Source organism: Cyanobacterium aponinum PCC 10605, assembly GCF_000317675.1.
Classification (GTDB): Bacteria; Cyanobacteriota; Cyanobacteriia; order Cyanobacteriales; family Cyanobacteriaceae; genus PCC-10605.
In genome coordinates this window covers 1,340,252-1,354,766 of sequence record NC_019776.1, presented here as the reverse complement: position 1 = coordinate 1,354,766, position 14,515 = coordinate 1,340,252, and the positions used below count along the sequence as shown (strand labels likewise).

Annotated in this window: 11 protein-coding genes; 4 read left to right on the top strand and 7 right to left on the bottom strand. The window is 35.5% G+C overall.

Features of this window, described 5'->3' with window-relative positions; genetic code table 11:
- Positions 1-19: 19 nt before the first annotated feature.
- Entirely contained in the window at positions 20-2,938 is a 2,919-nt protein-coding gene (locus tag CYAN10605_RS17770) for a PAS domain S-box protein (RefSeq protein ID WP_015218969.1), read from the top strand.
- Between the two features lie 602 nt (positions 2,939-3,540).
- Positions 3,541-4,611 carry a recombinase RecA gene (recA, locus tag CYAN10605_RS05605; protein WP_015218968.1) on the top strand — a complete coding sequence of 357 codons (1,071 nt, stop codon included), beginning with the start codon at positions 3,541-3,543 and terminating at the stop codon, positions 4,609-4,611.
- Positions 4,612-4,797: 186 nt separating this feature from the next.
- On the opposite strand, the gene CYAN10605_RS05600 is transcribed toward recA, so the two are convergent.
- From CYAN10605_RS05600 to CYAN10605_RS05570, 7 genes are all read right to left on the bottom strand, one after another.
- On the bottom strand, positions 4,798-5,979 hold the full coding sequence (locus tag CYAN10605_RS05600) for an RtcB family protein (protein WP_015218967.1): 1,182 nt from the start codon (positions 5,977-5,979) through the stop codon (positions 4,798-4,800).
- Positions 5,980-6,149: 170 nt separating this feature from the next.
- The gene (locus tag CYAN10605_RS05595; protein WP_015218966.1) at positions 6,150-6,788 is read right to left on the bottom strand and encodes a histidine phosphatase family protein; all 639 of its coding nucleotides are present in this window, start codon (positions 6,786-6,788) and stop codon (positions 6,150-6,152) included.
- 93 nt (positions 6,789-6,881) lie between these two features.
- Positions 6,882-8,507 (bottom strand): chaperonin GroEL, encoded by a 1,626-nt coding sequence (gene groL, locus CYAN10605_RS05590; protein ID WP_015218965.1) that lies wholly within the window; start codon positions 8,505-8,507, stop codon positions 6,882-6,884.
- 109 nt (positions 8,508-8,616) lie between these two features.
- Positions 8,617-8,928, bottom strand: coding sequence for a co-chaperone GroES (gene groES / locus CYAN10605_RS05585; RefSeq protein WP_015218964.1), 312 nt, complete (start codon positions 8,926-8,928; stop codon positions 8,617-8,619).
- A 155-nt stretch (positions 8,929-9,083) separates the two neighbouring features.
- Positions 9,084-10,463, bottom strand: a complete 1,380-nt coding sequence (locus CYAN10605_RS05580) for a DUF1822 family protein (protein ID WP_015218963.1) — start codon at positions 10,461-10,463, stop codon at positions 9,084-9,086.
- Between the two features lie 2 nt (positions 10,464-10,465).
- Complete coding sequence (locus CYAN10605_RS05575; RefSeq protein WP_015218962.1) at positions 10,466-11,899, bottom strand: hypothetical protein; 1,434 nt, start codon at positions 11,897-11,899, stop codon at positions 10,466-10,468.
- Positions 11,900-11,921: 22 nt separating this feature from the next.
- The gene (locus CYAN10605_RS05570; protein ID WP_015218961.1) at positions 11,922-12,209 is read right to left on the bottom strand and encodes a hypothetical protein; all 288 of its coding nucleotides are present in this window, start codon (positions 12,207-12,209) and stop codon (positions 11,922-11,924) included.
- Between the two features lie 483 nt (positions 12,210-12,692).
- On the opposite strand from CYAN10605_RS05570, the gene rpsB reads away from it, so the two are divergent.
- Positions 12,693-13,511, top strand: a complete 819-nt coding sequence (gene rpsB / locus CYAN10605_RS05565) for a 30S ribosomal protein S2 (protein ID WP_015218960.1) — start codon at positions 12,693-12,695, stop codon at positions 13,509-13,511.
- A gap of 193 nt (positions 13,512-13,704) precedes the next feature.
- The gene (gene tsf, locus CYAN10605_RS05560; RefSeq protein ID WP_015218959.1) at positions 13,705-14,364 is read left to right on the top strand and encodes a translation elongation factor Ts; all 660 of its coding nucleotides are present in this window, start codon (positions 13,705-13,707) and stop codon (positions 14,362-14,364) included.
- The last annotated feature ends 151 nt before the right edge of the window (positions 14,365-14,515 follow it).

Sequence of the window (14,515 nt, the reverse complement as noted above, 5' to 3'; positions counted from 1 at the left end):
TCATAATATTTTCCGTCTAATGCAACAAAAAGAATGCTTAAACGACATCAAAGATACGGAATTGGAAATGATTATCAAAGATGGTACTATTCTGCCTGTTTCCATTAGCACTAAGATAATCACTGATGATAATGGTAACTATATTCGTAGTCGTAGCACCATTATTGATATTAGTGAACGCAAACGAGCAGAGCAAAAAATTATTGCCTTGAAAAAACGTTTTGCTTATCTTTTAAACTCCTGTCCTGCTGTTATTTACAGCACAAAACCCAATAATAATTATCAATGTACTTTTATTAGTGAAAGAGTTTCCCAAGTTTTAGGATATAGCCCCCTTGATTTTACTAATCACCCTACCCTTTGGCTAGATTTACTCCACCCTGAAGACAAAAACAGAGTTTTTGCTAATATTGAACAAGTATTTATTTCTAATTCTATGACCCACGAATATCGTTTGCGTCACAAGGATGGTCATTATGTTTGGATTTCAGATGAATTAATTGTTATTCGGGATAGCGAAGAAAAACCCATTGAAATCTTAGGTTACTTTACAGATATTAGCCAGAGAAAACAAACTGAACAAGAACTCTTTGACAGTGAGGCAAAATTACAAGCAATTCTCAATTATTCTCCTTCTGTTATTTATGTTAAAGACTTACAGGGAAAGCATATTTTAGTTAATCAAGCCTTTTTAGATTGTGCAAAATGTAAAGCTGATGATATTTTAGGCAAAACAGATAAGGCAATTTTTCCCCCAGAAATGGCGAATGTCATTATGGCAAATGATCAACAATTAATTGAGTCTGGTGGAAGGCTACAATTTGAAGAAACAGTATTATCTGATGGTGAAAAACGGCATTTTTTATCGAATAAGTTTGCCCTTCGGAATTTAGCGGGAGAAGTATATGGTATTTGCGGAATTTCGACAGATATTACAGATAGAATTAATACAGAAAAAGCTCTCCAAGAATCAAGAAATTTACTGGACACCATCTTAAAAACTTTACCCATTGGGGTTTTTTGGAAAGATAATCAGTTAGTTTATCAGGGAATGAATTCTGCGGCCGCACAGATTTTGGATATTGATAATCCTGAAATGATAATTGGTAAAACCGATGCAGATTTGCTCTGGGATGAAATTACTGTTCAAAAGATTCAAGAAGAAGATTTACAAGTGATCGGATCTGGAGATAGTTTTTTATTCAAATTACAGAATGTTTCTTTAGTTGATGACACGAATATTTGCTTAGAAACCAGTAAAGTACCTCTACGAAATCTTCAAGGACGATTAATTGGTGTTTTGGGTATTGTTCAAGATATTACTAAGCGTCTGAAAGCAGAAAATCAATTAAAAGATTTAACCCATCGCCTCCGTATAGCTCTGAAAGCAGGAGCTTATGGCATTTGGGAGCTAGATCTTAAAAGTTTTAGTTTACACTGGGATCAACAAATGTATGAAATTTTTGGCATGGGTGAGCGACAATCTTCTCTCACTTACGCTGATTTCATTGCCTGTGTGTATCACGAAGATATTTCCCTCGTCGAAAATAAATTTGCTTTGGTTTTACGAGAAAAAAGAGATTTTTCTGCCCAGTTTCGCATTCTTCGCCCTGATGGTGAAATTCGTTGGATAAAGGCGATCGCACAAATACAAAGGGATAGGGAAGGAAATCCTGCTACTCTGGTGGGGATTAATAGCGACATAACAGAAGAGAAAAAAGCTCAAGAAGAATTATGTCAAAAAAATGAAGAATTGCAAATAGCGACAGAAAAAGCAGAAATAGCTAATAGATCTAAAAGTGAGTTTTTAGCCAATATGAGTCATGAATTGCGAACTCCTCTCAATGCGATTTTAGGCATGACTGAAATTTTGCAAGATCAAGTATATGGTGAGATCAATCCTCGACAAAGTAAAGCACTTAAAACCATTGAAACCGCAGGTTCTCATTTACTTTCCTTAATTAATGATATTCTCGACCTTGCCAAAATTGAATCCAATCGAATGGAGCTAGACATAAAACCCTTGAATGTCAAACAAATATGCTCTTATAGTTTATCTTTCGTTAAACAACAAGCCCTGAAAAAAAATATCACAATTACTAGCCAGATTCCTGAAAATCTAACTCCTTTTATGGCAGATGAAAGACGTACAGGTCAAGTTTTAATTAATTTACTTAATAACGCTGTCAAATTCACTCCAGAAGGGGGAAAAGTTACTCTTAAAGTGTCAGTAATTTCAGAAGAAGATAAAGAGAGAACGAAAAACTATTTGCGTTTTGCCATTAAGGATACGGGAATTGGTATTAAAAAAGAACATATAGGTAAACTGTTTCAATCTTTTGTACAATTAGATGCTTCATTAAATCGTCAGTTTGAGGGTACAGGCTTAGGATTAGTTCTAGTGAAACAAATTCTTGATTTACATGGAGGAAAAGTAGGATTAAGCAGTGAGTTTGGGGTTGGTAGTTGCTTTATGGTCGATTTTCCCTATGAAATTAATCAACTCGATACTAATATTTCTTCGCAAAAATCAAAAGATTCCCTTTCACAAAACTCTCAAGGAGAAAATAATCAACAAATATCTATCTTATTAGTGGATGATAATTGTCCTAATCTGCTTACCACTTACAGTTATTTAGAAGCTAATGGATTTTCTTTAGTCTGTGCCAATAGCGGAGAAGAAGCCTTAAATATTCTCAATACTCACTATCCTGATTTAATCATTACAGACATTCAAATGCCAAATATTTCGGGCATAGAATTAATTAAAATCATTCGCCAAAATCCCCTTTTAGATCAATGTAAAATAATTGTGTTAACTGCCCTAGCCATGAAAGGAGATGAGCAAAAATGTTTAGAGGCAGGGGCAGATATGTATTTAAGTAAGCCGATTCGGCTAAAAGAATTAAATCTCAAAATTCGAGAATTATTAACTTAACTTCTGTTCGATATACCTGAGTTCGGGATAAATTTTCATCTATGAATGATGGAGAAAAAGGCAAAGGGCAAGGAGAAAATTTAAAAGGACAATGGGCGAAGGTAAATAGTGAATAGTTGATAATTAAGAATTAGGAATTAAAAACCCCGAACACTCATTATTTATTACTCATTACTCGTTACTTATTACTTTCTCTCAACACCTGCAACCTGCAACCTGAAACCTGACACCTACCCTTATCCAATATTCTTAAACCGAACTGAGGTCGATATGAAACTTTTGAGTTAAGGGACAAAGAAAAAAGGTCAAAGGGCAAGGGGCAAAGGTAAATAGTTTATAGTGAATAGTGAATAAATTTCAGTTAAAAATTGAGAGTTAAGAGTTAATTTCCTCCTCTCACCCTCTCCCCTCATCCCCCCATAACATCTAACTCAAAAAAAGAACCATAAAAATCTTTTGCTTGGGAAAAAATAAGCTAAGATAGAAGGACAATACCTATGTACCAAATAAGATAAAATTCAAAAATATTGAGACTGAAATAAAGGTCACATAGAGAAAAAAATTACATTATCATTGAGAGAGTTAGACAGCAGAAAAAACCTATGGCTACAAGTACAATGGCTCAAAACCCCGATAAGGAAAAAGCATTAAACCTCGTCCTCAATCAGATTGAGCGTAGTTTTGGCAAAGGCTCAATAATGCGTCTTGGAGATGCCGCAAAAATGAAGGTAGAAACCATCTCTAGCGGTGCTTTAACCTTGGATCTCGCCCTCGGTGGCGGTTTGCCTAAAGGTCGTATTATTGAAATCTATGGTCCTGAAAGCTCAGGTAAAACAACCCTTGCCCTTCATGCGATCGCAGAAGTTCAAAAAGCTGGTGGCATCGCCGCCTTTGTAGATGCAGAACACGCATTAGATCCTACTTACTCTGCCGCTTTAGGAGTGGACATTGACAATTTACTTGTAGCTCAACCTGACAACGGTGAATCTGCTTTAGAAATTGTCGATCAATTAGTACGTAGTTCCGCCGTAGATATTGTTGTAGTTGACTCCGTTGCCGCTCTTGTGCCTCGTGCAGAAATAGAAGGAGAAATGGGAGATTTACAAGTAGGCTTACAAGCTCGTTTGATGAGTAAGGCATTAAGAAAAGTTGCGGGAAATATTGGTAAATCTGGAGCAACAGTCATCTTTTTAAACCAACTACGTCAGAAAATCGGTATTAGCTACGGCAGTCCAGAAGTAACTACAGGAGGTACAGCTTTAAAATTTTATGCTTCTGTCCGTTTAGATATTCGTCGTATTCAAACCTTGAAAAAGGGTAGCGAAGGGGAATACGGAATTCGGGCAAAAGTAAAAGTGGCTAAAAATAAAGTTGCTCCACCTTTTCGCATAGCTGAATTTGACATTATTTTTGGGTCTGGTATTTCTCGTATTGGTTGTTTGTTAGACTTAGCCGAAAAAACCAACATTGTTAACCGAAAAGGGGCATGGTACAGCTATGAAGGTGATAACATTGCTCAAGGTCGAGATAATGCCGTCAAATACTTAGAGGAAAATCTCGAAATTGCCGAGGCCATTGAGGAAAAAGTCAAAGCTGAATTAGAGATTAATAACGTCAGTTTCGGAAGTTCAGGGGATGATTCCGATGATGATAATTTTGACATGGATGAGTAGTTGACAACTCTCTGGGCAAAGAGCAAAACCCCCTTTATCCCACTTATTTAGGGGGGAGGGCAAACCCCTCTGTGTCTCCCCTTTTAAGGGGAGAAGGGCAACTGACGTTAAATATATTCAACCCACACCACCCCAAAACCCTAAGCCCCGAACCCCGAACCCCGAACCCCGAACCCTGAACTCTGTTTATCCTTTAACACAAATAACTTGCTTTAAGGTAGCCACGATTTCCACTAAATCGGTTTGCTGATTCATTACTTCTTCAATGGGTTTGTAGGCACTAGGAATTTCATCAATAACCCCACTATCCTTACGGCACTCAATACCTTCAGTTTGTTGAATTAAATCGGCAACATCAAATTCTTTTTTTGCTTTCGCCCGAGACATTTTTCTTCCTGCCCCATGACTACAACTACAAAAACTGTCATGATTACTCTTACCTTTGACAATAAAGGACTTTGCTCCCATTGAACCAGGTATGATACCATAATCCTCTTGAGTTGCCCTTACAGCACCTTTGCGGGTAACATAAACATCTTCACCAAAATGAATTTCTTTTTCTGCATAGTTGTGATGACAATTAACCTTTAGTAAAGGTTTACAAGGTTTACCTCCTGCTAAGTATTTTTCAACAATACCTTTAAAGCGACTCATCATCACATCCCGATTAAAACGGGCATAGTTTTGAGCCCATTGTAAATCTCTCCAGTAAGCATCAAATTCGGGAGTATTCGCCACAAAATAAGCTAAATCAGGATCAGGAAGTTTTAAACCTGCTAATTTAGCCAACTCTTTCCCTGTATGAATATGACATTCTGCCAGTTTATTGCCAATATGACGAGAACCAGAATGTAACATTAACCATACTTGCTCATCGGTATCTAAGCATAATTCAATAAAGTGATTTCCTCCTCCTAAAGACCCCATTTGTTTAAGGGCTTTAGTTTCTAATCTTTGCACCCCTGAATGTAAATCACTAAAATTTCTCCATCCTTGCCAATTAGTTACTTTTGTTTCTACTTCCTTATTTTCATTAAAACCTACAGGGATAATTGCCTCTATTTCCTGACGAATTTTTTTTAATTTTCCTTCCAATTGATTTGCCTGAAAAGGTGTTTTAATCGCACACATTCCACAACCAATATCAACTCCCACCGCCGCAGGTATAATCGCATCTTTCGTGGCAATAACCGAACCCACTAAAGCCCCTTTTCCTAAATGTACATCAGGCATTAATGCAACGTGCTTGAAAACAAAAGGTAAAGAAGCCACATTTTTCGCCATTTGCATTTCTTGACTGGCTAAATCATGACCAGCCCATGACAAAACGGGTTTAGGAGTTGATAAAGTTAAAGGTTTATAAGCCATAATCGACCTATGATAAAAGTTATTTTTCTTTTATTGTAATGCTAGATTTAGTTTTTGATATTCAGTTCACTTCACTCCATTCGTTTAATAAACTGTACTATAGTCAAAAACCTATCTTCTTAAATCTCCTAAGCTCAAACTCTCAACTAAGCTCAAACTCTCAACTCTGATTAAGTTCCTTTTCTAGCGTGTAATTCTGGACGTAAATGGGTGCGATCGCACAAAGTATCTAAACGAGGACCTCGATCCGTTAAAGTCACCGTTGTCACAGAAGCCACAGGCATCGAGATGCGATCGCGATAACGTCCAATATCAATTCCTAAAAGAGAGCATAACATAATCCTAATAGTAGCTTTATGAGAAACAATTAACACATTACCAGTAGGGTAATTACGTTCAATTTCTTCTAACACTTCATTGCTACGACGAGCAATATCAATTCCTTTTTCACCCCCTGTCGGTGCATTCCAACCCGGATCTGCTAACCAACGCACATATTCGTCGTGATAGAGTTGATTAACCTCATCTGGGGTTTTTCCCTCCCAATTACCGTAAGCAATTTCCCTCAATCCATCCCGTTGTTGAATTCCCATACCGATAGTTTTAGCTAAAGGAGTAGCAGTTGCGATCGTCCTTGTGAGGGGACTAGAAAAAATACCCTGCCAAGGAATGCTTTTATAGGCTTTAGCAAAGTCTTCCGCCATAAGATAGCCTTCTGGAGTTAAATCTAAATCCAAAACACCACAATAACCCCCTGTCGTACTGGCAGTTGTTTCTCCGTGCCTCAAAAAATAAATAATTAAGCTCATCTCTCTGGTAGTAATTAATCATGATCTAACTTCATTTTAAGCATAAAAAAAGTGGGCAATGCCCACCTCAGACTTATTTAATTAAGTTAGATTTTAGTAGTCAAAGTCACCAGCACCAGCAGGAGCCGCAGGTTTGTCTTTTTCAGGTTTGTCAACTACGATACACTCGGTAGTTAATACCATACCAGCGATCGAAGCTGCGTTTTGAATAGCAGAGCGAGTTACTTTAGCAGGGTCAACAATACCAGCAGAGAACATATCCACATACTCATTGTTAGCGGCATCATAACCAGTGTTAAAGTCTTTTTCTTTAACTCTTTCAGCTACAACAGCACCATTTTGACCTGCGTTTTCCGCAATTCTTTTTAAAGGAGCGGTTAAAGCACGAGCTACGATTAAAGCACCAGTTAATTGTTCTGCGGTTAAATTAGCATTTGCCCATTCTTCGAGAGTAGGAGCTAAGTGTGCTAAGGTTGTACCACCACCGGGGACGATACCTTCTTCCACTGCGGCTTTAGTCGCATTGATAGCATCTTCTAAACGTAATTTACGATCTTTCATTTCGGTTTCGGTAGCCGCACCAACTTTGATTACTGCTACACCACCGCTTAATTTAGCGAGACGCTCTTGTAATTTTTCTTTGTCGTAGGAAGAGTCAGATTCTTCAATTTGACGACGGATTTGCTCACAACGAGCTTTTACTTCTTTTTCGTTTCCTTCGGCAACGATGGTGGTGTTGTCTTTGGTGATGCTGATACGACGAGCTTTACCTAATTGATCAATGGTGGTAGTATCAATTTTTAATCCTGCATCTTCGCTGATTAATTGTCCACCAGTTAAGATGGCAATATCTTCTAACATTTGCTTACGGCGATCGCCAAATCCGGGAGCTTTTACTGCCGCTACGTTTAAGACACCACGAAGACGGTTAACAACTAAGGTTGCAAGCGCTTCTTTTTCGATGTCTTCAGCAATAATCATTAAAGGTTTGCCTTGACGAGCAACTTGTTCTAAAACGGGTACTAAATCTTGAACTAAGGTGATTTTTTTGTCGGTTACTAAGATGTAAGGATCATCTAAAACACACTCCATGCGCTCGGTATCGGTTACGAAGTAAGGAGAGATGTAACCTTTGTCAAAACGCATACCCTCGGTGATTTCGAGTTCAGTTTCCATGGACTTACCTTCTTCGAGGGAGATAACTCCTTCTTGTCCAACTTTGTCCATTGCTTGAGCAATCATTTCACCGACTTCGGTATCGTTACCCGCAGAGATTGCACCTACTTGGGCAATAGCTTTGCTATCTTCTACTTTACGGGCGTGTTCAGCAATTTTAGCCACTAAATGTTCAGTAGCTTTGTCGATACCACGTTTTAAAGCGATGGGGTTAGCACCGGCGGCAACGTTACGTAAACCTTCTTTAACAATAGCATGAGCTAATACGGTTGCAGTGGTAGTACCGTCACCAGCTACATCGTTGGTTTTAGAAGCGGCTTGACGAATTAAAGAAACACCAGTATTTTCGATGTGATCTTCTAATTCGATTTCTTTAGCAATGGTTACACCGTCGTTAACGATTTGAGGTGCTCCAAATTTTTTCTCTAAAACAACGTTACGTCCTTTAGGACCAAGAGTTACAGCTACAGCTTCAGCTAATAAGTCAATGCCTTTTTCGAGAGCGCGACGGGCTTCTTCGTTGTAAATGATAGATTTTGCCATAATTGATTCTGTTTCGTTTCTAACTAATTTTTGTGTAATATTTGAAAATAAATAATGTTGGTACTTGATTGATTCTGAGATTCGTACCTTAACCTCATTTACGATAAAACTAGGAAACTACAGCGAGAATGTCTTTTTCGGAGAGTAAAACATAGTCATCGCCACCGAGTTTGATGTCAGTACCAGCGTATTTGGAGTAAAGTACTTTATCGCCTACTTTAACTTCCACAGGGGTACGTTCACCTTTATCATTTACTTTACCTTCCCCAACGGTAACAACTTCACCTACTTGGGGTTTTTCTTTGGCGTTGTCGGGTAAGTAGATACCACCAGCAGTTTTTTCTTCTGCTTCACTTACTTTGACAAAGACGCGATCGCCCAAAGGCTTAACAGTGGATACATTGATGGAAATAGCTGCCATAGATTGTTTACTCCAATTTCTCAAAGATTAGTTATTTTGAGGGTCAGAGCTTAGTTTTTAGCGCTCTCACCTTACGAGTGCTAATTTAACCGAAATTCATTAGAGATAGCAATAGGTTGTTTTGTACGGGTTTCCGAACGTATTTTTAATGACACTTATACCTTGAATGTATCTTCTATATAATTATTATTACAACTGACTTGAATCTTAAAAGTTTCTCCTTCATCTGCCCAAAATTTATACTGAATAGTATTATCGCCCTTTTCACTAATAATTGCTTGAAAAAGATCTTCATTTTCATCTAATATTTTCAAAGATAAACTTTCTGGTAAATTATCCTCATTACTTAAAACGGAAACTCTCACAAAAATACTAATTTGCCCAAAATTTCTGGGTAAAATATTAATTAATAAACCATAATTTTTATTTTCTTCATTGAAATTGATTAATTTTCCATATCCTTTAGAACATAAAGAATGATTTGCTTGTAAAGACTCTAAAGCGAAAACACTACTCCAAAGAATTTCTTCGTCATTAGTATTATTAATTAGGTCAACTAAAACCCTAATAAATTCCTGTTGTAAATTTTCCCTTATTTGCCAATTAGGAATAGTGTTTAAAATTTCTAATATTTGTCCATAATTATCATTTTTGACTAAGACATTTAAACCCTCTTGGGGTGAAATAGAGCGAAAAGCAGGAGACATCTTTAAATCGAAATCAGTCTCAAAATTATCTTTGATAAAATCTTGTAAACTTTGCCATCCTTTTCTCAAAATATTCTCTGTTTTGTTTTTCAATAAATCGCCTAAACTTATACTTTGACGATGGGAATATAATTTATAACGGGCATCAGCAATACTAACTAAACTCAACCAATCACTAAAATCAAGACTAAGACGTGGAAAGAAACTATTTTCCAACTCTGTAATTAAATTTTTTTGTATTTGAGGTGATAAACATTTTAATGGAGAAACTTGAGGGATATTTTCCCAACTATATTCATACTCCAGAGCCATTAAATTTAAGTCAGTTTCCAAACATTCATAGGGTAAATTAACTGTATGGTTTAAATTATCTGTTTCCCCATTTTCTTGCAAATTATCGTAGTTAATATAACCCCAAAAATCTAAATAATTTTCCTCTAAGTTAACTCCCACTATCACATAATAACTACCAACCCATTCAGGAATTTTTAACCATTCTTTAGGAATAGAAATACTAACTCTATCTTGGGTTTCCGTTGGTATTAAAACTAAGCGATTATTATTCACATTGATCGCATTACCATTAATAAACTCCCAAATAGTGATATAGTCAATTATGTTGTTTGTGTCTGTAATATTAATATTACAAACTAAATTTAGCCATTGAATAAAATATTTACGAGAAAGAAGATTAATATAACCACAATGACGATTAATTTCGGTACTTAAATTTTTAACCTCCTGCCATGTTTGACGTTTAATATTTTCATCTAAGGCAATTTTTAATTCATTGGCGTAGCAGTCGGAAATAAAGTTTATGATATTCATAATTAGTTAATTCTATTAAAATAATTTTCACAAAATTTTTGAATTTGCATATTGATGTTATTATCAATCATAGATATTTTAGGAATAAAAATATTTAACTTATTTGCCAGTTTTTTTCTAACATTATCGATGATAATTTCATTATTATGATTAAAGGAATTTTTATTTTTATTGCTATTTTTTGTTTCCTTAAAGTATTGTTGTTCTAAATATTTTTGCTGTTCCGAATTAAGATTTTTATAACATTGATCAATTAATGTAAAAATATCATCTTCTATATACTCTTGAATACAAGCATCTAAAAGAGAGATAAGAGGTTTGATTTCCTTCGCTGACGTTTGATTTTTAGGAAGATTTTTTATTTTTATAATTTCATCAATAATTGATTTTTTTATACTGTTAATTTTGCGAGATAACTGATATTGTTGTTTAATAAAATCAGGATAACTTTGATTGATTATTGTAATAATTTCTCCTTGAGTTAGATTTAAACTAAAAATGAAATATAAAATTGCTTGATTAATACTTTCTTGGTTTTGAAAACTATTAATGATTATATTTTTAATTTCCTGACTTTCCTTTTCTATTGCTAAATCATCAATATAATTATCAGAATTTGCTTCTATTAGAGAGTGGTCATTTTCTTCATACATAACAGTAATTGGATTTGTGGCTAATCTTGCCATTTCAATACAAAATTTGAGTTTTTGTTTTAATTCATCGGGAGTAATTTGTGTTTGATTAAGTTGTTTAATTTGTAAATTGTATTGTTGAACCATTAACTGTAAATGTGTCGAATTTGGCTCTGATAATACTTTATTTTTTCTTATGCCACAAGTTTGATAATTATCAAGATAGCATTGCCAAGCTAAAAGACATTCTTGCAATTTGTTATCTTTTAAACCTCCTTGAATTGTTAATATACTTTCTGCTCGTTTGATTCCTATTTTTGTCAATAAACCCCAGTCACTTAATAATTTCCATTGGCGATTACGATAAACAGTATCTTTAATAATAGTGTTTAATCTTGTTTGAGCATAAGTTGTGATTTTCGTCCCATATTTAACTTGATAATTTTTTAGTAATTTTTCTGGTTGAATTAATGCTAGATTCCCCGATGAAAAACATTCTTCTAAAGTGAGTAATTTTAATGTTAAGTATAGACGCTCATAAATTATTCTCGCACTCCATAAACAAGTTTCTTGTAGGTAAGCAGAAAGGTGATTTTGTTTGATTTTATCATGCTTATTTAAAATAGAAGATAAAAAAGAACGGGCTATCTTCTCACAAGATTGCTTTTTCTTCTCAGCAACAATTTTTTCTATATTTCGCTTTAATAATAAATCTGTTTGCCAGCAAAAAAATTGATTATTCTCATCAGGAAAAAAGACAAAAGTAGAGAATTTATTAACAGTACTATTTCTTGTTATTCTCATAGCTAAAGTTATCCATATTTTTTCAACGAATTAAATGACGGGTATAGTTATCGCCAATGGGAGAATAGGATTTTTGTTGAATACTTGCCTGTTTCCTTTGTTCATTGATAATTTGCTTTTCTTTTTGATTGGCTAATTGGCAAATATTAACGGAAAAAATACGGTCTTGATAATATTGAAAACGTCCTGTTTTTGTAAATGTAAATTGACGACCAAAAATATGATTTCCTTTTATATCCCAGACTAAATAAAGTTTTCCTTTAACTTTGACAGCGTCTCCTATGTGTATTTGCTTTCGATTATCTTTCATTATATGTTCTTAATCTTAAAAAAAATTAGGTTTCTTAATTAGTACATCCAGTTAAAAAACGATAATTATGCAAGTCAATATTTTTGTTTTTGGTATTTTTTTATAGACAGAATAACTACATTTATCTAATATTAACAGTGTTACGGATGTTGTCATTGTAAGGTAGTGCTTTGCTTTCATATAAAATACAGCCATGCAGTCACCGAAGGTGCGGCTACGCCGATCGCATTTTTGATATTACGCTTAATCTTATTGGTGATTACATCGCCAATTTTCCCTATAACTAACTGTTAAATGAGATGACCCTAAAAAGATCTTAACTTCCATCAAGAAAATAAAACAAGGGGTAAATCTGGAAAAAAAAAAAGACAATGATATACTAGAAAAGTTGTCAAAATTCGCACATCTAAGGCATCGGGTGTTTCTAGCCAAAGAAATTAAACAACCTTAGATGGAGGATTAACCCGAAAAAAGGAGAAAATAATGTCTGTAGTCAGCTTAAAAGAGCTTTTAGACTCAGGTGTCCACTTTGGGCATCAAACCCGCCGTTGGAATCCAAAAATGTCACCCTACATCTACACTGCTAGAAATGGGGTACATATTATTGATTTAGTGCAAACCGCGCAATTATTAGAAGAGGCTTACGCTTATCTCAAAAAAGCCGCCGAAAACGGTAAAAAAGTTTTATTCGTAGGTACAAAACGTCAAGCCGCAGGAATCATCGCTCAAGAAGCCGCCCGTTGTGGAGCTTTTTATATCAATCAGCGTTGGTTAGGTGGTATGCTAACTAACTGGGAAACCATTAAATCCCGTGTTGGACGTTTAAAAGAATTAGAAGAATTAGAAGAAAGCGGTGCAATTAATTTACGCCCTAAAAAAGAAGCCTCTGTTCTTCGTCGTGAATTAACCAAGTTACAAAGATACCTCGGCGGGATTAAAGATATGCGTCGAGTGCCAGACATTGTAGTAATTATCGACATTCGTAGAGAGCATAATGCCGTTAAAGAATGCGAAAAATTAGGTTTAAGCGTTATCTCCATGTTAGATACTAACTGTAATCCTGAATTGGTAGATTACCCTATTCCTGCTAACGATGACGCTATTCGCTCCATCAAATTAATTATCGGGAAATTAGCCGATGCGATTTATGAAGGGCGTTATGGTAAAGCCGCCGCAGAAGGTAAATTAGATGAGTTTATGGAATCTGTATCTGCGGAAGCTGAATACGACTATGATGATGACGAAGATTATGACGATGAAGATTATGAAGACGATAGCGACTCTGAAGGCGAAGAAGAGTAGTTATAATATTATAATCTGAGTACACTTCTAAATTATCCTCAACTATTTTTTCTTAAAAGTTATCAATCTTCCCCAATAATGGTGGGCAATGCCCACCTAGTCATCTAGTAATGATTTTCCTAATTTTCATCTGGGGCAAATCATGTCATTATTATTGATGGTCAGTTATTAAATTTTTATACAAAAAAGTACTATGGCAGAAATAAGCGCAAAACTGGTAAAAGAATTAAGAGATAAGACTAATGCAGGGATGATGGATTGTAAAAAAGCCCTTGCAGAAAATGATGGTGATATGGCTAAAGCCATGGAATGGTTACGCCAAAAAGGTATTACTTCTGCGGAGAAAAAATCTGGTAGAGTTGCCGCTGAGGGTATTGTAGAAAGCTACATTCACACTGGTGGTAGAATCGGAGTTTTAGTAGAAGTTAACTGCGAAACCGACTTCGTTGCCCGTCGTGAAGATTTCCAAGCCTTAGCGAAAAACATTGCGATGCAAATTGCGGCTTGTCCTAATGTTGAATATATTAAAATTAGTGACATTCCTGAAGATGTAGTTGCTAAGGAAAAAGAAATTGAAATGGGTAGAGAAGACTTAGCAAGTAAGCCTGAAAATATCCGTGAAAAAATTGTTGACGGTAGAATTAATAAGCGTTTAGGTGAAATGTGTTTGCTTTCTCAGCCTTACATCAGAGACCAAGGTATTACCGTAGAGGAATTAATCACCCAGCAAATTGCGAAAATCGGTGAAAATATCCAAGTGCGTCGTTTCCAACGCTTTATCTTAGGTGAGGGCATTGAGAAAGAAGAAACTAATTTTGCTGAGGAAGTTGCCGCTCAAGCTGGTATGAAGTAATGATTAATAAGTAATGAGTAATAAGTAATTTGATTAGGGAGAAGGAGAGATGAGTGGAGAGTGGAGAGGGGTAAGCTAACTCTTCATTCTTCGTTTCTGGTTGTTAATTACTAATTATTAATTCCGAATTGCCTTCTCTTAATTCCTAATT

What these genes read in the sequence shown, in the direction of transcription:
- CYAN10605_RS17770 (WP_015218969.1), top strand. Translation starts at nt 20, where the DNA reads ATGCAACAAAAAGAATGCTTAAACGACATCAAAGATACGGAATTGGAA.
- CYAN10605_RS05580 (WP_015218963.1), bottom strand. Translation starts at nt 10,463, where the DNA reads ATGAATATCATAAACTTTATTTCCGACTGCTACGCCAATGAATTAAAA.
- groL (WP_015218965.1), bottom strand. Translation starts at nt 8,507, where the DNA reads ATGGCAAAATCTATCATTTACAACGAAGAAGCCCGTCGCGCTCTCGAA.
- recA (WP_015218968.1), top strand. Translation starts at nt 3,541, where the DNA reads ATGGCTACAAGTACAATGGCTCAAAACCCCGATAAGGAAAAAGCATTA.
- CYAN10605_RS05600 (WP_015218967.1), bottom strand. Translation starts at nt 5,979, where the DNA reads ATGGCTTATAAACCTTTAACTTTATCAACTCCTAAACCCGTTTTGTCA.
- CYAN10605_RS05570 (WP_015218961.1), bottom strand. Translation starts at nt 12,209, where the DNA reads ATGAAAGATAATCGAAAGCAAATACACATAGGAGACGCTGTCAAAGTT.
- CYAN10605_RS05595 (WP_015218966.1), bottom strand. Translation starts at nt 6,788, where the DNA reads ATGAGCTTAATTATTTATTTTTTGAGGCACGGAGAAACAACTGCCAGT.
- CYAN10605_RS05575 (WP_015218962.1), bottom strand. Translation starts at nt 11,899, where the DNA reads ATGAGAATAACAAGAAATAGTACTGTTAATAAATTCTCTACTTTTGTC.
- groES (WP_015218964.1), bottom strand. Translation starts at nt 8,928, where the DNA reads ATGGCAGCTATTTCCATCAATGTATCCACTGTTAAGCCTTTGGGCGAT.
- rpsB (WP_015218960.1), top strand. Translation starts at nt 12,693, where the DNA reads ATGTCTGTAGTCAGCTTAAAAGAGCTTTTAGACTCAGGTGTCCACTTT.
- tsf (WP_015218959.1), top strand. Translation starts at nt 13,705, where the DNA reads ATGGCAGAAATAAGCGCAAAACTGGTAAAAGAATTAAGAGATAAGACT.